The 17,561-nt window shown below is 45.4% G+C and carries 19 protein-coding genes; 17 read left to right on the top strand and 2 right to left on the bottom strand.

The window, feature by feature from the left end; all coding sequences use genetic code 11:
- Nucleotides 1-25: 25 nt before the first annotated feature.
- Together msrB and M662_RS09995 are read left to right on the top strand one after the other, a co-directional pair.
- Complete coding sequence (gene msrB / locus M662_RS10000; protein ID WP_026577391.1) at nucleotides 26-979, top strand: peptide-methionine (R)-S-oxide reductase MsrB; 954 nt, start codon at nucleotides 26-28, stop codon at nucleotides 977-979.
- A 67-nt stretch (nucleotides 980-1,046) separates the two neighbouring features.
- Nucleotides 1,047-1,622 carry a TetR/AcrR family transcriptional regulator gene (locus M662_RS09995; protein WP_008640002.1) on the top strand — a complete coding sequence of 192 codons (576 nt, stop codon included), beginning with the start codon at nucleotides 1,047-1,049 and terminating at the stop codon, nucleotides 1,620-1,622.
- A 48-nt stretch (nucleotides 1,623-1,670) separates the two neighbouring features.
- On the opposite strand, the gene M662_RS09990 is transcribed toward M662_RS09995, so the two are convergent.
- The gene (locus M662_RS09990) at nucleotides 1,671-2,333 is read right to left on the bottom strand and encodes a GNAT family N-acetyltransferase (protein WP_008640004.1); all 663 of its coding nucleotides are present in this window, start codon (nucleotides 2,331-2,333) and stop codon (nucleotides 1,671-1,673) included.
- Between the two features lie 47 nt (nucleotides 2,334-2,380).
- On the opposite strand from M662_RS09990, the gene M662_RS09985 reads away from it, so the two are divergent.
- From M662_RS09985 to M662_RS09960, 6 genes are all read left to right on the top strand, one after another.
- On the top strand, nucleotides 2,381-3,412 hold the full coding sequence (locus tag M662_RS09985; protein WP_026577393.1) for an AbrB family transcriptional regulator: 1,032 nt from the start codon (nucleotides 2,381-2,383) through the stop codon (nucleotides 3,410-3,412).
- Nucleotides 3,413-3,513: 101 nt separating this feature from the next.
- Complete coding sequence (locus M662_RS09980) at nucleotides 3,514-4,125, top strand: alpha/beta hydrolase (protein ID WP_026577394.1); 612 nt, start codon at nucleotides 3,514-3,516, stop codon at nucleotides 4,123-4,125.
- Nucleotides 4,126-4,193: 68 nt separating this feature from the next.
- Nucleotides 4,194-4,397, top strand: coding sequence for a DUF6501 family protein (locus M662_RS09975; protein ID WP_026577395.1), 204 nt, complete (start codon nucleotides 4,194-4,196; stop codon nucleotides 4,395-4,397).
- A 263-nt stretch (nucleotides 4,398-4,660) separates the two neighbouring features.
- A complete protein-coding gene (locus M662_RS09970) occupies nucleotides 4,661-5,209 on the top strand; it encodes a histidine phosphatase family protein (protein ID WP_008640009.1) in 549 nt (182 codons plus the stop codon).
- A gap of 174 nt (nucleotides 5,210-5,383) precedes the next feature.
- Nucleotides 5,384-5,623, top strand: coding sequence for a ferredoxin family protein (locus tag M662_RS09965; RefSeq protein ID WP_008640010.1), 240 nt, complete (start codon nucleotides 5,384-5,386; stop codon nucleotides 5,621-5,623).
- A gap of 124 nt (nucleotides 5,624-5,747) precedes the next feature.
- Nucleotides 5,748-6,488: an SDR family oxidoreductase gene (locus M662_RS09960; protein ID WP_008640011.1), complete on the top strand. Its 741-nt coding sequence runs from the start codon at nucleotides 5,748-5,750 to the stop codon at nucleotides 6,486-6,488.
- 32 nt (nucleotides 6,489-6,520) lie between these two features.
- Here the strand turns inward: M662_RS09960 and M662_RS09955 are convergent, their stop codons facing one another.
- Nucleotides 6,521-6,796, bottom strand: coding sequence for an acylphosphatase (locus M662_RS09955; RefSeq protein ID WP_026577396.1), 276 nt, complete (start codon nucleotides 6,794-6,796; stop codon nucleotides 6,521-6,523).
- Between the two features lie 83 nt (nucleotides 6,797-6,879).
- On the opposite strand from M662_RS09955, the gene M662_RS09950 reads away from it, so the two are divergent.
- From M662_RS09950 to M662_RS09910, 9 genes are all read left to right on the top strand, one after another.
- Nucleotides 6,880-7,803, top strand: coding sequence for a P1 family peptidase (locus M662_RS09950; RefSeq protein ID WP_026577397.1), 924 nt, complete (start codon nucleotides 6,880-6,882; stop codon nucleotides 7,801-7,803).
- A 22-nt stretch (nucleotides 7,804-7,825) separates the two neighbouring features.
- Nucleotides 7,826-8,698 (top strand): gamma-glutamylcyclotransferase family protein, encoded by an 873-nt coding sequence (locus M662_RS09945; RefSeq protein WP_051348863.1) that lies wholly within the window; start codon nucleotides 7,826-7,828, stop codon nucleotides 8,696-8,698.
- A 5-nt stretch (nucleotides 8,699-8,703) separates the two neighbouring features.
- Nucleotides 8,704-9,543: an alpha/beta hydrolase gene (locus tag M662_RS09940; RefSeq protein WP_026577398.1), complete on the top strand. Its 840-nt coding sequence runs from the start codon at nucleotides 8,704-8,706 to the stop codon at nucleotides 9,541-9,543.
- Between the two features lie 3 nt (nucleotides 9,544-9,546).
- Nucleotides 9,547-10,596: a C45 family autoproteolytic acyltransferase/hydrolase gene (locus tag M662_RS09935; RefSeq protein ID WP_008640019.1), complete on the top strand. Its 1,050-nt coding sequence runs from the start codon at nucleotides 9,547-9,549 to the stop codon at nucleotides 10,594-10,596.
- A gap of 55 nt (nucleotides 10,597-10,651) precedes the next feature.
- Nucleotides 10,652-14,242 (top strand): dynamin family protein, encoded by a 3,591-nt coding sequence (locus M662_RS09930; RefSeq protein WP_162129289.1) that lies wholly within the window; start codon nucleotides 10,652-10,654, stop codon nucleotides 14,240-14,242.
- A gap of 103 nt (nucleotides 14,243-14,345) precedes the next feature.
- Nucleotides 14,346-14,864 (top strand): superoxide dismutase family protein, encoded by a 519-nt coding sequence (locus tag M662_RS09925; RefSeq protein ID WP_008640021.1) that lies wholly within the window; start codon nucleotides 14,346-14,348, stop codon nucleotides 14,862-14,864.
- 218 nt (nucleotides 14,865-15,082) lie between these two features.
- Complete coding sequence (locus tag M662_RS09920; protein ID WP_008640023.1) at nucleotides 15,083-15,283, top strand: cold-shock protein; 201 nt, start codon at nucleotides 15,083-15,085, stop codon at nucleotides 15,281-15,283.
- A gap of 75 nt (nucleotides 15,284-15,358) precedes the next feature.
- Complete coding sequence (locus tag M662_RS09915; RefSeq protein WP_026577401.1) at nucleotides 15,359-15,571, top strand: cold-shock protein; 213 nt, start codon at nucleotides 15,359-15,361, stop codon at nucleotides 15,569-15,571.
- 110 nt (nucleotides 15,572-15,681) lie between these two features.
- Nucleotides 15,682-17,301 (top strand): ABC-F family ATP-binding cassette domain-containing protein, encoded by a 1,620-nt coding sequence (locus tag M662_RS09910; RefSeq protein WP_008640025.1) that lies wholly within the window; start codon nucleotides 15,682-15,684, stop codon nucleotides 17,299-17,301.
- Nucleotides 17,302-17,561 lie beyond the last annotated feature (260 nt).

Genomic DNA, 17,561 nt, shown 5'->3' with positions numbered 1-17,561 from the left:
ACCTACGTTTAGGAGGTTTTTAATAATGAGTAATCAAGTAGAAAAAGCAACATTTGCCGGGGGATGTTTCTGGTGTATGGTGGAGCCGTTCGACGAACGTCCGGGTATCCACTCCATCGTTTCCGGCTACACCGGAGGCCATACGGAAAATCCGACATACATGGAAGTTGTATCAGAGACAACGGGACACCGGGAAGCTGTGCAAATCACCTACGACCCGGAGATCTTCCCTTATGAGCGTCTCCTGCAGCTGTTCTGGCAGCAGATTGACCCGACAGATGCAGGCGGTCAATTTGCAGACCGAGGCCAGTCTTATACGACAGCTATTTATTATCACAGTGCAGAACAGAAGCGTTTGGCCGAAGAGAGTAAACAAGGTTTGGAGGAGTCCGGTAAGTTTAAAGCTCCGATTGTGACGGAAATCCTCCCTGCTGAAGTTTTTTACCCTGCAGAGGACAAGCATCAGGACTACTACAAGAAGAGCAAGTTTCATTACAAGCGATACAAAAAAGGCTCCGGAAGAGCAGATTTCATCAAAAACCATTGGAGCTTTCCGAAGGATAAAAAGGAACTCCGCAGTCAATTAACGGATATTCAATATATGGTGACGCAGGAAAATGGTACCGAGCGTCCATTTCAGAACGAATACCATGACCATGAAGGGGAAGGAATTTACGTTGACATCGTTTCCAAAGAACCGCTTTTCAGTTCCAAGGATAAATACGATGCCGGTTGCGGCTGGCCGAGCTTCACGAAGCCCATTGAGAAGGTGAAAGAAGAATTGGATACATCCCATGGTATGTTCCGTACAGAAGTTCGATCGGAGCAGGCGGATTCTCATCTTGGCCACGTTTTCGATGACGGTCCCCGGGACAAGGGTGGATTGAGATACTGCATCAACTCCGCTGCGCTCGAATTCGTACCGGCAGAAGAAATGGAAGAAAAAGGGTATGGGTACTTGAAGCACTTGTTCCGCTGATGATCCTGTTCTCCCATCCTCATTCTTCTTGGGTAATGGTATAATGAAAGGATGAGGGGGAACGGAAGTGGGAAGAAAAAGGGCACTGACACAAGAAGAAATATTCAAGGTGACAGGCGAAGTTATGCGTACCGAGGGAATCAAAGGTATCCACTTCAAGAAACTTGCAACAATGCTTGATGTGAGCAGAAGCACCTTTTATGATTATTTCGAAAACAAAGAAGCACTGATCCTCGCCTATATGAAGGCAATGATGGATGAGATGGAATCCAAAATATCTGAAATCCCTGCGGATATCGCACCGAACCAAAAGCTTTACCGGCTCTTGATCGTCCTTCTTGAACATGCAGAGGTTCATCATATCGATCAGATGATCCGTGAACTGCAGTCCGGGGATAAAAGCCTTGCTTTCTTTATCCGCACGGAAGTCCATCAGAATTTGATGGAGACATATAAGAAGATGCTTGATTGGATCAATGCCAGTAAAGAGGAAGGGATTTGGAATCATGATGTCGATACAGAACTGCTCGGGGATCTGATTTTCCATTCCATCCTGTTTCCACAACGAGAAAAACTTGGTGTGAAGAAGTTGGCCGATCAACTTTTTCATATGCTGGAACGTGGAGTTCTTCAAACAAGGTGACAGCCGGTATCCTGATTAGAGGATACCGGCTGTCCTTTTTACAAGAATTCAGAGAAAGGGGTTTTTCCATTCTGTTAATAAACCGTAGTTGCAGGATTCCGCATCTTCCAAATAACCTGGGACAGGCCGGATGGGAGACCGCCCGGACTTTAACAAAAAAGTAAGCACAGGATCTTGTATCTCAGAAGCTATAACGAGATTTACATATTCCTCTGCTGTCCATTCGTGGCTGTATTTATGGTAAAGAGGCATCCGTGCGCCCCCTACAAGCCTGGTCAGCCCGAACTGAATAACGATTTCATACATGGCCTGTGTCAACTGTCTGCCGAGTCCGAGGGAACGGAAGTCCGGATCGACACACAAGTCGACGACATATAAAGTATCCCCTTCCGGGTCGTGCGTCTCCATGGAGCCGTCTGCTGTGATCTCCTTCCAAGTATGGTCTTTGTCATCATCCAGGTGTACTTGCATCGCCGTCATGGAACCAGCGATCGTTCCTTCCACTTCTATACATAAACAACCGGTGGGAAAAGCGGCAAGCTGCTGACTCAATTGCTCTTTGGTCCACCACAAATCAGAGGGGAACGGGGGAGGGAATGCTTTTTTCTGAATGTTTATCAACGTTTCGAAATCCTTTTCTTCATAAGGTCTGATATGAATGTGTCTGTACTTTTTTTTCATCTTATCGTATCCGTAGAGCCATTTATTCATAAAAACACCTCTTTAATAAAATTTAAAATTTGAAAGGGGAGGGAAACATGAGGTATCCTTCACTCTCCACCTATGCCATTGCTCTTTTAGGCGGTTGTATGTTCCAGCTGCTCCACATTCCAATTCCGTTCATTCTCGGTCCTGTGACGGCCATTGTGTTTGCTAAATCCCTTTTCCATATGGAAAGCAGTACGTTTCCATTAGCAAGAGATATTGCCTTTGTCCTGTTGGGAATTCAAATCGGCCATACGTTTACTTCCGATACGTTCACGAGTATTTTCCCATATATGCTTCCATATGCGCTGCTTTCTTTTCTAATGATAGGAATCTGCCTCGTCATCGGGTTGGGGATATCGAAACGGACGGGAATGGATAAAACGACGAGTATGGTCGGAAGTTCTCCCGGTGGTTTATCTGCAATGATCGCTATCAGTGAATCGCTGCAAGGGAACAGCGGGCTTGTCACCATCTTTCATACGCTGCGTCTCATGAGTGTTTTATTCATTATACCTTTTTTTGTCACCCATATGTGGGGGGGAGAAAATTCCGCCGCGGTTGATTATTCCCTTTCCGTCGACGGGCCTTTGTGGACGGTTCTCTTTTACATTCTCGTATTCTTCATCGGCATGAAGGGAAAGCATAAGATACCCGCAGGGCTCGTCGTCCTGCCTATGATTGTTATTGGGGCCATTCAGACTTCCGGGCTCTTCCTGTATTCGCTCCCGTCCTCTTTATTTTCAGCTTCTCAGCTGATGGTAGGGACGTACCTCGGCCATACGATCATGCCTAGGGAGATTGTCCGTGCAGGTAAGAGCTGCTTCTACTTTCTATCTCTTTCTATTTTCATAATCGCTGTAGGGATCCTGTTTGCCTTTTTGTTTTCATTCTGGACAGGTGTCGATATTGTCACGTCCGTCCTTGCTCTGGCGCCTGGAGGATTAGTGGAAATGTCTATTACCGCCGGCCAGACGGGAGGAGATCCTGCCGTCGTAAGCTCGCTTCAAACCATTCGGTTATTGACTATTGTACTCGTTCTGCCGCTTTTATTTAAACGGATGGAAAGGCATATACGTATGTAGTATTTTGACATTGCCTCGAATTGAAGATAATATAAGTAAGAATAACACTTACAATTAACTGTATTTATATTATGTAAATTAAACTCAAGGAGGGTACTATGATGAACAGAAAACATATTTATAAAGAAGGGGCCAACCCATCGGGTAACGTTTTGCTATTGTTGCACGGAACCGGTGGTACAGAACAGGATCTCCTTCCGTTAGCTGAGATGATTGATTCGGAAGCAGCGGTTCTTTCTGTCCGTGGAACCGTCACAGAAAACGGAATGCCTCGCTTCTTTAAACGACTTCAAGAAGGTGTGTTTGATATAGAGGATTTGGTCGCTAGAACAGAAGAGCTGAATCAATTCCTCGATGAAGCAGCAGATCATTATGGTTTCGATCGTAAAGAGGTTATTGCCGTCGGTTATTCCAACGGTGCGAATATAGCGGGAAGTCTTCTGTTCCACTATGAAAAAGCATTGAAAGGAGCCATCCTCTTCCATCCAATGGTACCAAGAAGAGAAATCCAACTTCCTGAACACCCCGGCCTTCCGGTATTTATCGGGGCAGGGGAAAATGATCCGATCTGCCCCGCCAAGGAAACAAAAGATTTGAAAAAACTGTTGGAGGAAGCAGGAGCGGAAGTTGAGGAGCATTGGGAGCAGATGGGACATCAATTGACGGCTAATGAAGTGAAGGCTGCTTCGGAATGGTATAAGCGGACATTTTAACAATCTCTTGTTGAGTCTCTTTGTTCGTTGTATGATAGAAGACACGCAAGCAGCGAGGAGGTTGGATCATGATTCATAAGACATGGGAACAAAACGAAACAACAAAACAGGTGGAGTGTATTCACAACGACGCCAAGAAATTTGTCGTCCACAATGTATTAACACCTGGAAAAGTATATGATGTCAAAAATGAGAGCGAAGAATTTTATTTTGTCATCGATAATTCCGGCCGCATGGGCGGATTTTATAAAGAATACTTTAAGGAAGTATAAACAGATAAGACCAGGAAGGGCGAAACCTTTCTGGTTTTTTTATGATGCCCGGTAGAATACTGCAGGAAAAAGCTGGACATCCTAATATCTGGTGGAGAGACAGACTTCGTTCCCTCCATAGTTAGGAACTGGTTTGCTGTTTTAATGAAGCTATACCAGAAAGTCCGTATATAAAGTGAAACAATTCACCAACTTTTCTTGTAAACACTCGATTCATCGGCGATAATGAAGGTAAGCTGATGGAAGGGGAGGATGAGTTTTTTATGGATAAATTGATAGTCGTTCGCCATAGTGAGACAGAAGGACAGCATGAAGATTCGCCGTTGACGAAACAGGGCATCAGGCAGGCACAAACACTTGCTTATTTCCTTGACCGCGCCGGTCATGAAGTGGACCGAATCATCTCCAGTCCTTTTTTACGGGCCGTTGAAACAATTAAACCCTATGCCAGAAAGAAAGGGCTAGAGGTGGAAACCGACGAACGGTTGGAAGAACGAGTATTAAGCCATGAACCACTCAATGACTGGGAAGAAGTTCTGCATGATACCTTCCAGGATCCTGAACTTAAGCTTTCCGGAGGAGAATCCTCGAAAGAAGCGAAGAAACGAGTCCTCTCCCTCATCGAAGAATTGGAGCAAGAGGATTGTGGGAACGTTCTCCTTGTGACACACGGGAATCTGCTCGCTTTACTTCTTCAAAAGTATAAACGCGAAATTGGATTCTATGAATGGAAGCGGCTGACGCGCCCGGATGTATTCCTCGTTCAGAAGTTTGGAGGGGAATATACCGTCGAGCGGATATGGGAGGACTGATGCCCAGGCATCGTCTTCTTTTTTTCACGCGTACGCGAAGAAAGTCGAATGATTACAGGAATTGCGATTTTTCGATAAAATCGTTATTATAGATGGTGGTGTTTATCTTAACCATTATCGGTGAATATAGTAATATAAGCACACGAACTCTATTCGTAAAGGAGGAGAAAATCGATGGCATTTGTAATTACATCCCCATGTAAAGATGAAAAAGCGGGAGAATGCATGGATGTGTGCCCAGTTGATTGTATCGAGGAAGGGAAAGATATGTTCTATATCGATCCTGCGATTTGCATAGATTGTGGTGCATGTGAAGCCGTTTGTCCGGTAGAAGCAATCTACATTGAAGACGAGGTACCGGAAGAAGAAACCCCATACATCGAAATTAACCGCAAGTTCTTTGAAGAACAGTAAGTAACATAACCAGGAACCGCCTCTCTATATAGAGAGGCGGTTTTTTTGATACCTCCCGGTGCATACTTTTCCCTTTATGCGGGTAGATACATAAAGAACTGTACTTACTTAGGAGGTAGGGATCTTGACGAATCTACAAAAAAAATCAGTTATCATAACCGGAGCGAGCAGTGGTATTGGAAAGGCGATCGCTCATGAACTCGCATCGAACGGGGCAAACGTTGTTCTTGCTGCCCGAAGATCTGAGCGTCTGAAAAAACTGGCCGATGCTATCGAATCGGAGCATGGAGTTGAGGCGAAGGTTGTAGAAACGGATGTGACGAAGCGGGAAGATGTTGAAAATCTTGTTCAAACGACAAAGGATACATTCGGTAGTGTAGATATCCTGATAAATAATGCTGGTGTCATGCTGTTGTCTTTTCTCAAGAATGATCACGTGGACGAGTGGGAACAAATGGTGGATGTAAACATCAAAGGTGTACTGTTCGGAATCCATGCAGCCTTACCGACAATGATCGAACAGAATACTGGACACATTATCAATGTTTCTTCGGTCGCAGGTCATGAAGTTTTCCCGTCGAGTACTGTGTATAGTGCAACAAAATATGCAGTAAAGGCACTTTCTATGGGGATGGAGAAGGAATTGTCGAAGACGGGTGTCCGTGTCACGAATATTTCCCCTGGAGCGGTGGAAACGGAATTGACGGATCACATTACAGACGGGGATGTGATTGAGATGTTTAAGGAGCGCAGCATGAAGCCGCTGGAAGCGGATGATATTGCCAAAGCTGTAGGATATGCGGTAAGTCAACCTGCTTCGGTCAACGTCAATGAAATTATTGTTCGCCCGATGAACCAGAAATAATGAAAAAAAGGCCGCAGCGGAACTGCGGTCTTTTAATGAATGACTTTAAATTTGTTATGCTGCTTAGAATCCTCCCGGTCTTCCTGGTCGATATGACGGATGGAGCTGAAGGGCGTCGGACCTTTGGAAATCTCATCGACAAAAGTGTTAAGTACCGCTTCTTCTCCTTCTGCTTCCATTAAGACGGTCCCGTCCGGCTGGTTTTTCACCCACCCGCATATGCCGAGGTAATCAGCCTTCTGCTTTGCTGCTGCCCGGAATCCAACGCCCTGGACTCTCCCGTGGATCGTCAGCCTCTTTCGTTTCATATGGTCTTACCCCTTTCTTTACAGGCTTCAGTGATATTGATTCCCTGAAAGGATCAAATAGAAACACAACAGGAGGTTGCTGGATGAAAGAAATAGATATCAGGAACGTATCCGATTTTTTTATAGGACAGACGGAAGATAACACCGGTACAACAGGGTGCACCGTCATCCTGAGTAAAGAAGGGGCGGTCGCTGGGGTTGACGTCCGTGGTGGTGCTCCTGGAACGAGGGAGACGGATCTAATGCGATCGGAAAATATGGTTCAAAAGGTACATGGGCTTTTTCTTGCTGGAGGAAGCGCATATGGTCTTTCTGCAGGAAGCGGAGTCATGCAGTGGCTGGAAGAACACCATATTGGGTTTGAGACAGGCCCGGTGAAGGTCCCCATTGTCCCGGGGGCTATTTTATATGATATTGATCCGTCCCGACCTGCTGTCCGTCCCGATGCAGCCATGGGCTATGAAGCGGCACGGATAGCGTGGGAGAACCCTCCCTTCAGCAATGGAAGATACGGTGCCGGTACTGGAGCGACAGTCGGAAAGCTCTTTGGGAGAGAGAACAGCATGAAGGGCGGCATCGGAAGTTATGCTTTCCAATCTGGAAAGGTGAAAGTAGGAGCGGTAATCGCAGTAAACTGTTTTGGTGATGTGGTTGACCCAGGCACGGGAAGAGTAGTTGCCGGTCTGCATAAAAATGGAGAATTTCTGCGGACGGAAACACATTTGATGAATAACGTCTCCACGGTACCAGTCACTGATTCCTTCCAAGGGAATACGACGATCGGCGTTCTTCTGACTAATGCTTCGTTACATAAGTCGGAAGCTAATAAACTTGCATCCATCTCCCATAATGGGTTGGCTAGAACCATCCGTCCTTCTCATACCTATGTAGATGGGGATACGCTTTTTACCATGCACGGGGATGAAGTAGCATGTGATGTTAACGGACTCGGGGCGATGGCTGCGTTCGCTGTTGAGAAAGCTGTGCTTCGGGCATTTGAACACTAAAAAAAGAACGGAGAGGATACCCATGCTTGTATTTGTTTATGGATCCTTGATGACAGGGATGGAAAACCATCATGTGTTGTCTCAGGCGCCCCTTCTCGCAAAGGAAGCACGTGTAAACGGAAGGCTATATGAAGGAGAATCCTATTATCCGCTGCTTGTGGAGGAGCCAGGAGCCTGGACATATGGGGAGTTGTATGAGGTCGATGAAAGAGACCTTGTTTCTCTCGATGCTTTGGAGGAATATGATCCGGAAACGGATAAGGGAACTTTTATAAGAAAAAGCCTTCCTGTCTGGACCGACAGTGGAAAGGAAGAAGCATATGTCTATGTCGCTTCTGAAGAGTCATTGGGAAAACCAGTAGCATCCGGCAATTGGAAAGTCCACCGCCTGTTGGTAAACGGGGGCTCCTGCTATTATTTTGCTTACGGTTCCTGTATGGATGATGAACGATTCGCAAAACATGGGGTCGATCGTCTATTTCAAAACGTTACCGGAAGAGGATCGGCGAAGGGCTACCGCCTTGGATTCACATACCCTCTTCCCGACGGGGCAAGGGCAGATCTTGTAGAAGCAGAAGGCAATGTTGAAGGTGTCGTGTATGAGATTAACGAGGAAGCAAGACAATACCTTTACAGGAGGGAAGGTGTCGACAGGGGCGGCTATCGACCGATGGTGCTCCCTGTCGCCCTTGCTTCCGGAAACCAAGTGGAAGCTTTATCATTCACAGTCAGGGAAAAACAGCCGGAGAGTGCGCCCCCTTTCCATTATGCAAAAGAAATCCACAGGGGTGCCGGGCGGTATTTATCACGTTCGTATGTGGATGAAATAGAAAAGAGATTTGCAGAAGAAGTTTGCGGTGAAGAGTTCCGTAATTATTTGCTGAAAAGGAGCTGACATTCATGACTATGGCGACCTGGTCCCACTACAGGGCAAGGGATTTCTCTTCTCTTCCCTATATAGCATTCCAACGTTCACCCGGTAACAAAGAAGCGATCATTATGATTCATGGAATCACAGCTGAACTGGATCACCACAAGAAATTCGCATCTTTCTGTAAGCGAAAGGCAGATGTCTTCCTGCCCCTCCTTAGAGGATACGACCAGAAAGGAAAAAGAGGGGATATTGACTATTTGGGACAATATGATGACGATTTATCAGATTTTATCCACTTCATTCGGAAGCAGGGATACGGGCGGATTGTGCTTGCAGGCCACTCCATGGGATGCGCGAATATTTTGAGGTTGATGGATCTCCATCCGGATATAGCAGAGGAGTATCTATTCATTGCTCCCTTCTTCCATCCAACCCTTCCTGTCTATCATGACGATGCTACCGAACAAGGGAAGCCTGAAACAGATGTCGATTACGTCATTCATGACAAGAAAATGATTGCTCTCGTAGCGCTTCACAAAATGAACATACACCGCTTTGATGATGCGCATGTCGCAGAGATACCAGATGAATTCCATTACAGCAACCGTTTGAAACTAAGTTTCCGCCTGCTTCTGTCGAGGTTTCCGGAGAAGATCGTCAACGATCTGTTTTCCGGCATGGAAGATCGCGTTTCCATCTTTATCGGTGATGAGGATGAGGTTATTGTTCATCCACTCCTTAAGAATTGGGTGAAGGAGACGTGGGGATTGGACGTCCTGCTGATTCCAGGGGTTGACCATAACCATATCCTTCATCATTCTGATCTCCATCGCGTGATTGCAGGGCGTCATGCAGAGGAACAGTAAAGCATGAAGGATATTTATACGGACGTTTTTGCTTTTCGGGGGGGATACGGGGATTTCGGATATGAACAGGGCCGCGGGTTACAATCGTCCCGTCTTTTGAACTACCATAAGAACCGGCGTCCTCGTTCCGTTCGGCATTATAAGTCTGAAAAATCAGTGGTCAAGCATTTGCTGGATGAGTTTTTTCCTCCTTTATGGGAAGAACTGCTCGGTCTCGCAGAGGGACTTAAATGGTCCGTGGATGATGTCGTGCACGAATACAGCGGGTGGCAGCAGGAATGGGATAAGTCCGGCTGTTCGATTTTGACAGGCGATTCCTTTTTTACACGAAATTATGACTATCATCCGAAAACATATGAAGGCAGGTTTCTTATTTATGCTCCAACAAAAGGGACTCCCACCATCGGACCCGGACAGAGAATTCTAGGTCGTACGGATGGAATGAACGCCTACGGATTGTGTATCGGCTACAACTTTGTCAACCGTGTTCATCCTGGTGACGGGTTTATTTGCTGCACATTGACCAGAATCATACTTGAGACGTGCAGAACGACAGAAGAGGCCGTCGACATGCTGAAGAGGCTCCCTCACCGCCACTCCTTTAATTACGTGGTAACAGATTGCAATGGTGTGACTAAAACAATTGAAGGTTCCCCGCGAGGTGTCCGCATTCATGAGGCACTAGTTTGTACCAATCATTTTCTTCATTTGGAAAATGAAAACCGAAGGCACTTATCTGATTCGCATGAGCGTCTAGGTCATCTCATGGATGCGCAAAAAAGAATGAACGGAGAAGAGGCCTTCCGCTTTTTGAACGATACGACAGGACCGATATTTTCAAAACGCTATTCTCAGTGGTCCGGAACCATCCATACATGCAGTTATCAACCCAGAGATAAAATCGTTCGTTTTGGTTTGGGCGGGGATACCAGCGGGGTTTCTTTCGACTTTGGAGAATTCATGAACGGTAAAAGAATCCGTGTAAAAAAAGTCCTTGGGCATCTGGATACACAGGAGCCCATCCCGTACATCGATGATTTCCCTCTTGAGTAAGAGAGCGATTTCAGAGTAAAATGATGGGAGAATGTACGGGAAAAGGAGTTTGGAGATGACAACGATGACGGATTCTAAATTAGACCAACTAATGCATGTGTACGACTATTTATCTCAGGAAGGGGATGCAGCCTCTGCTGTCAAACTCTTGGACTTGATAGAAAAGGTGAAGGAAGAGGAAACAATAATCGGCTTTGCCGGCCATTTTTCAGCCGGTAAATCAACGCTGATCAACCGCCTTCTCGGCCATGAACTGCTCCCTTCCAGTCCCATCCCCACCAGTGCAAACATTGTCCGGTTAAAAACGGGGTCAGAAAAGACAATTGTATTTTTTGATCAGGAAGATCCTGTATGTTATGAAGAAAAAATTTCTATGGATATGGTAAAGGATTTATGCAGAGATGGAGATGCGGTGAAGGAACTGACGATTCAGAGGCCGAAAGGAGGACTGCCCTCCCATGTATCTGTTGTTGATACACCAGGAGTGGACTCTACTAATGATGCCGATCGACTGATCACGGAAGCCTCTTTGCATAAAATGGATTACATGTACTACGTGATGGATTACAACCACGTCCAGTCTGAAGTTAATCTGCAGTTTCTTGACGAAATGCAGCGTAGAAAGAAACCCTTTTCTCTCGTCATTAATCAGATCGATAAACACAAAGAAGAAGAGTTGACGTTCGAATCTTACAAACGGAGCATCGAGGCAGCCCTGAAAACATGGGGGATTCATCCGGAAGCTGTTTTTTATACGACAATGCGGGATTCGTCCCATCCGGAGAGTGATTGGGCAGAACTATCTCAACATTTCCGTGCCCTTTTTGACCTCGGTCCTTCCAAAGGTTCTCATCAGGCCGTGAAGGAAGCCGAAATGATCATGGAGGAAAGCGTTCGTACATATAAGGAAGAACGTTCCTCCTTCCTCGCAGATCTAAAAGAGCGGAAGCAGACGCTGTTGGATCAAGTGGAAAACAGCCCTGTGGACGAAGGTATCTTCCATGAGACAGAAGACCTTCTAAACAGAGGAATGGAAACATTTGAGGAACGTATCTTGAACTTCCTTCCTAATGCGTATTTAATGCCCAGTTCTCTTCGGGAATACGCAGAAGCTTTTCTCGAGGCACTGCAGCTGAACTTTAAAGTAGGCCTTCTTTTCTCCGGAAAGAAAACGGAGGAGGAACGAAAAAGAAGGGAAGAAACATTTTATGAAAAATTGAACGCATCCATTCAAGAGAATCTGCAATGGCCTCTGCGGGAACGGATGCTGTCGATCATCGATACACAAGGCCTGCGTGCACCAGAATTGGTGAGTCAGGTACAGGATATGGATTTCCAATATCCTAAGGAGCGACTTCGTTCTTTAGTGGAAAGCGGTGCATCCGTTACCGGCGCATATGTGCTGCTTTATACAGATCAAATCGCTAAAGATATCCGACAGGAAATGAAAACTTATGTCGGTGCATGGAAAAGGGAATGGGAGGCAGCACTTAAGAGGCAGCAGCAGGAATGGAAAGACAAACACGAAGAAGCGTTTGCCGCTTATGAAGAAATTCAGCACATTAATCAAACAATACGTTCGCAGGAAGCGGAAATCGAGTCCTATGAAAACAGCCTTCGATCCCATTTCACGGGAAGTATCACATCCAGTGTAGAAGCGAAGGTGGAAAAGGATTTAGAGAACAGAAGGAAGCGGATAAAAGGTGAAACTGCGGGAGTGAGGATCACGCGGAAGAGTCGACAGGAAACAGAAGCTGGGGAGGATTTTTCCGATCAGGATCGCACATCTTCCTCCAGTATGATGCATGCAACGCTAGAACGAGTCGACCGGACGATTAATGCCATTGCACCGCTCGATGGACTCCAAAGTCTCCGTGAACAACTGCAAAGGAAGCGGGAAAGACTCAAGAACCGATCCTTTACCATCGCTTTATTCGGCGCATTCAGTGCAGGGAAATCGTCTTTTGCCAATGCGCTGCTTGGTGAATCGGTCCTGCCTGTATCGCCGAATCCAACAACGGCAACGATTAATAAGATTTCCCCACCGTCTATAGAAAAACCTGATCGGACGCTTGATGTGTACGTTAAAAATGAAAAAGAGATGATGGAAGACCTTGCGGATATCAGGAGACGGATGGGGCTTCAGAGAGAGACACTCGATCTTCTATATGAGGAAGTAAAGCAGAAAGGGACGCAGAGCGATCTTTTGGACCAGAAGCAGCTTTCTTTCCTGGAGGCATTCATGGAAGGCTACCATGAAATGAGGGAATATTTGGGGACACGCATGGAAGCTCCCTTTGACGAGTTTACAAGTTTCGTAGCAGATGAAAAGAAGTCCTGCTTCATTGAATCCATGGAATTGTTTTATGATTGTGCTTGGACAAAGGCGGGAATCACGCTTGTTGATACGCCCGGCGCAGACTCCGTAAATGCAAGGCACACAGATGTTAGTTTTAAATACATTAAGGATGCAGATGCTGTTTTGTTCGTTACTTATTATAACCACCCATTCTCTCAAGCGGATCAATCCTTTTTGACGCAGCTCGGCAGGGTGAAGGACAGTTTTGCCATGGATAAGATGTTCTTCCTTCTGAATGCGGCAGATTTAGCAGCGTCCGAGGAGGAACTTCAGCAGGTCGAGATGTATATGAAAGAGCAGCTGCTTGGTTTCCAAATCCGTAAACCGCGGCTCTATTCCGTCTCAAGCCTGCTCGCCTTGAAAGAAAAGCAACAGAAGGAACATTTGTCATCTGGAATGGAAGCTTTTGAAGCAAAGTTTCGAAGCTTCCTGAATGAAGAGCTTGCTTCCGTTTTGATTCAATCGATGGAAGCGGATGTTTCAACAGCTAAGCAGATGGTCGAGGCGTTTATATCAACGAGCCGGATGAATGAAGGACAAAGGAAAGAAGAGAAACGGTTGTTGGAAAGACAAAAGGCTTCTGCGCTGGCTCTGTTCCATAAGGAGGAGCCGGTTGGAGCGAAAGAGGCGGTTCGTAATAAAGTGGCGAAGCAACTGCATTATGTCCAGGAGCGGATGCTGCTTAATTACAACGATTTCTTTAAACAGTTTTTCAATCCTGCCGTAATCAACGGCCGGGGGCAGGATATGAGAGAACAGGCTTTAGAAGCATACCGCAAACATGCAGAAGCGGTGAAATTTGAATTGAATCAGGAACTGAAAGCTGTATGTCTACGGATGGAACAGACACTCAGGGAGTTAACTGCCAGCCACATGATGAAGGTTAATCAGGATCTTAAACAGGTCAAAGAAAGTATCCACTTAGAACAGCCGGAATGGCCGGATGTTCCTATCCCAGCCATTCATGCCGACCTTCACATCGATCCGCAAGCCGAGAAAGAATCGAAAAAAGCAGTCAAGAGCACGAGAGCCTTCTTCGAACGTAATGAAAAAGAAGCACTGAGGGACACGCTTCTCTCCTATATTAGAGATGCATTAAGCGATTCGATCGGTGGCCAAAGCGGCATTGTAACAAGGCATTACCAAGAGCAGTGGGACCAATTGTTTATGCAATTCCAGAGCGAGTGGATGCATCAGACGCAGGATAGTTTTGACCGACTGTTGTACCCGTTGGAAAACCCTATTGATGTAGCCCATCTCGAAGCAGTTTATAAGCAATTAAAATAAATGAGAAACGGTCTGCCGTCTGACGGGGGCCGTTTTTTTATAATAAATTCATGATGATGGATCAATCAGCATAGAATGCTAAGGAAAGGGAGGTGACGTATATATGTATCCATATTCCCATCCTTATCAGGGACAAGGCATGTATCGTCAGACGTATGCATCTGAAACGGCACAGGCGTCCCTGCTTGCAAGTCCACTTGCTCCGGACTTAAAAGGGGCGGTTCAATTCTATCAGATGCCTTACGGCGTGGAAGTTTTTGTTCAAGTAGAAGGACTGCCGGCTTTCCAGGCGTCGAAGAACGGAGCACAAATCGGCCCGCACGGGTTCCACATCCATGAAAAAGGTGTTTGTGAGATCGGAGATGGCAAAGAACCTTTTGCATCTGCGGGAGGCCACTGGAATCCGGACAATGAGCCTCATGGAAACCACGCAGGTGATTTTCCAGTTCTGTTTTCCAATGAAGGCAGAGCGAGAATGATTTTCTTTACCGATCGTTTTCGAGTAGAGGATGTGATCGGTAAGGCGATCATCATCCATCAAGGTCCCGACGATTACCAATCGCAGCCGAGTGGAAACGCGGGAAAGAGAATTGCTTGTGGAATTATAGAAAGAATGGAATAAAATACGCCTTCATGGATATAATGTAATAAGCAGGGGCGCGAGGCGTCTATACTTGACTTCACCGGTGAGTCATAGTATAGTTTAGACAAGGTTTCCATTTGCCAAATTTAAGAAAATACATGTTATAAAGAGTGATCCTTTTTAGGGTACTTTTCATAATATGTGATTTTCATGAATGAACGCATATTAATTTTAGAAATATTGGAGGATCCATCCCTATGAAAACAGGTACAGTTAAGTGGTTCAACGCGGAAAAAGGTTTCGGTTTCATCGAAGTTGAGGGCGAAGACGATGTATTCGTACACTTCAGCGCGATCAACGAAGAAGGCTTCAAATCTCTTGAAGAAGGTCAAGCTGTAGAGTTTGAAGTTACAGAAGGAAACCGCGGGCCACAGGCTGCAAACGTAACAAAAATATAAAAACACAAATATAAAGAGACTGGCTTTTCGGGTCAGTCTCTTTTATATCATTTCAAGTCTAAAGGAGGCTACATCATGGCTTTCGGTAAAAAAAACCAGGCTGAAATCAAAGAAGAAGATACAAAAATCTGGGTGTGTACATCCGATGATTGTAACTGTTGGATGAGAGATAACTTTAGAACGAATGATGATAAGAAGTGTCCTATGTGCGGCAGCCCGATGGAGGAAGAAAACAAAGTCCTTCAGGTTGTGGAAAATAACAGTCTCTACTATAAATCCCAATCATAAAGAAAAGCGGTTGCCATGGAGCAATCGCTTTTCTTTTCTTCTGTTCATTCCGAGGGGATGAATGTTATAATTCTTAATGGTCTACTACGTTAACACTGGAGGATTAATTTATGCTGAATGTAAACAATGTGAGTCTTCGTTTCGGAGATCAAAAGCTGTTCGAAGATGTCAATATAAAGTTCACGCCTGGTAACTGTTATGGACTTATCGGTGCGAATGGTGCAGGAAAATCGACGTTTCTGAAAATTTTGAGCGGGGAGATCGAACCGCAGACGGGAGAAGTATCGCTGAAGAAAGATCAGCGCCTTGCTGTCTTGAAGCAGAACCATTTCGAATATGACGATTACGCCGTACTCGAAACCGTTATTATGGGACATGCCCGTTTGTATGAAGTGATGAAAGAGAAAGATGCCATTTATATGAAGGGCGACTTCACCGAAGAAGACGGTATGCGTGCAGCGGAACTCGAAGGAGAATTCGCTGAAATGAATGGTTGGGAAGCGGATTCTGATGCTGCCCGCCTTCTCAAGGGGCTTGGGATCGATGAAGATCTTCATGAGAAGAAGATGAGTGAGCTGGAGGGCTCTGATAAAGTGAAAGTGCTTCTTGCACAAGCTCTTTTTGGAAATCCGGATGTCCTTCTTCTGGATGAGCCTACCAACCACCTGGACATTAAAGCGATTCAATGGCTGGAAGATTTCCTCATCGGTTTTGAAAATACGGTCATTGTCGTATCCCACGACCGCCACTTCCTGAACAATGTTTGTACACACATTGCAGACCTTGATTTCGGTAAGATCCAGATTTATGTAGGCAACTATGATTTCTGGTATGAATCCAGCCAGCTGGCTCTCAAAATGGCTCAGGAACAAAACAAGAAGAAGGAAGAAAAGATTAACGATTTGAAGGAATTTATCGCTCGTTTCAGTGCGAACGCTTCTAAATCGAAGCAAGCGACGTCCAGGAAGAAGCTGCTGGAGAAAATTACATTGGATGATATTCAGCCTTCTTCAAGGAAATATCCTTACATCGCTTTCCAAGCGGATAGGGAAATCGGGAATGACTTGTTGACGGTAGAAAACCTTACAAAAACTATAGACGGCGTCAAAGTGCTGGACGGGATCAGCTTCACTTTGAACAAAGATGATAAAGTTGCCTTCGTCGGTTCCAATGAAGTGGCGAAAACGACGTTGTTCCAAATTCTGACGGGTGAAATGGAACCGGATGAAGGAACCTATAAGTGGGGGATCACAACTTCACAAAGCTATTTCCCTAAGGATAACTCTGAATTCTTTGAAGGCTCGGAGCTCAGCCTTGTTGAATGGCTGCGCCAGTATTCGCCAGAGGATGAAACAGAAACATTCCTGCGTGGTTTCCTCGGTAGGATGCTGTTTTCTGGAGAAGAAGCGTTGAAAAAGGCGAAAGTCTTGTCCGGGGGAGAGAAAGTACGTTGTATGCTTTCCAAAATGATGCTTTCCGGTTCGAACGTTCTCCTGTTGGATGAACCGACCAACCACCTTGATTTGGAATCTATTACAGCGTTGAACAAAGGGTTGATTAACTTTAAAGGTTCCATCCTTTTCGCTTCCCATGACCATGAGTTCATTCAGACGATTGCCAACCGCATTATCGAAGTGGCTCCTAACGGTATTGTAGACAAAGAGATGAGCTATGATGAGTTTCTGGAAGATGCGGAAGTTCAAAAGCAAGTTAAAAAAATGTACGCTTAATAGAGAGAAAGCATCTGTTCTTAGCAATAAGACAGGTGCTTTTTTTTGATAAATTATGTTTTATTTCTTACAGTCGTGGTATCAATAATGTAAGAAAAAAGAAAATATATTCCGTAAATTCTGTCGATAAAAGGCTCTATGAGGGTATTTTTGGCATTTTCATGCTACGAATGCCCTTTTTGTAATGGGACTGAAATATAGATGTTATCTTTGCAATCAAACTGTTGCTTGTTTGTTCTTAAAATCCATGAAGATTCTGG

The organism is Bacillus sp. SB49 (assembly GCF_000469135.2).
In the GTDB taxonomy this organism is placed as follows: Bacteria; Bacillota; Bacilli; order Bacillales; family Halobacillaceae; genus Halobacillus.
Note: the sequence above shows the minus strand (reverse complement) of the source record. Positions and strands in the feature narration are given on the sequence as shown.

What these genes read in the sequence shown, in the direction of transcription:
- msrB (WP_026577391.1), top strand. Translation starts at nt 26, where the DNA reads ATGAGTAATCAAGTAGAAAAAGCAACATTTGCCGGGGGATGTTTCTGG.
- M662_RS09990 (WP_008640004.1), bottom strand. Translation starts at nt 2,333, where the DNA reads ATGAATAAATGGCTCTACGGATACGATAAGATGAAAAAAAAGTACAGA.
- M662_RS09985 (WP_026577393.1), top strand. Translation starts at nt 2,381, where the DNA reads ATGAGGTATCCTTCACTCTCCACCTATGCCATTGCTCTTTTAGGCGGT.
- M662_RS09980 (WP_026577394.1), top strand. Translation starts at nt 3,514, where the DNA reads ATGAACAGAAAACATATTTATAAAGAAGGGGCCAACCCATCGGGTAAC.
- M662_RS09975 (WP_026577395.1), top strand. Translation starts at nt 4,194, where the DNA reads ATGATTCATAAGACATGGGAACAAAACGAAACAACAAAACAGGTGGAG.
- M662_RS09970 (WP_008640009.1), top strand. Translation starts at nt 4,661, where the DNA reads ATGGATAAATTGATAGTCGTTCGCCATAGTGAGACAGAAGGACAGCAT.
- M662_RS09965 (WP_008640010.1), top strand. Translation starts at nt 5,384, where the DNA reads ATGGCATTTGTAATTACATCCCCATGTAAAGATGAAAAAGCGGGAGAA.
- M662_RS09955 (WP_026577396.1), bottom strand. Translation starts at nt 6,796, where the DNA reads ATGAAACGAAAGAGGCTGACGATCCACGGGAGAGTCCAGGGCGTTGGA.
- M662_RS09950 (WP_026577397.1), top strand. Translation starts at nt 6,880, where the DNA reads ATGAAAGAAATAGATATCAGGAACGTATCCGATTTTTTTATAGGACAG.
- M662_RS09945 (WP_051348863.1), top strand. Translation starts at nt 7,826, where the DNA reads ATGCTTGTATTTGTTTATGGATCCTTGATGACAGGGATGGAAAACCAT.
- M662_RS09940 (WP_026577398.1), top strand. Translation starts at nt 8,704, where the DNA reads ATGACTATGGCGACCTGGTCCCACTACAGGGCAAGGGATTTCTCTTCT.
- M662_RS09935 (WP_008640019.1), top strand. Translation starts at nt 9,547, where the DNA reads ATGAAGGATATTTATACGGACGTTTTTGCTTTTCGGGGGGGATACGGG.
- M662_RS09930 (WP_162129289.1), top strand. Translation starts at nt 10,652, where the DNA reads ATGACAACGATGACGGATTCTAAATTAGACCAACTAATGCATGTGTAC.
- M662_RS09925 (WP_008640021.1), top strand. Translation starts at nt 14,346, where the DNA reads ATGTATCCATATTCCCATCCTTATCAGGGACAAGGCATGTATCGTCAG.
- M662_RS09920 (WP_008640023.1), top strand. Translation starts at nt 15,083, where the DNA reads ATGAAAACAGGTACAGTTAAGTGGTTCAACGCGGAAAAAGGTTTCGGT.
- M662_RS09915 (WP_026577401.1), top strand. Translation starts at nt 15,359, where the DNA reads ATGGCTTTCGGTAAAAAAAACCAGGCTGAAATCAAAGAAGAAGATACA.
- M662_RS09910 (WP_008640025.1), top strand. Translation starts at nt 15,682, where the DNA reads ATGCTGAATGTAAACAATGTGAGTCTTCGTTTCGGAGATCAAAAGCTG.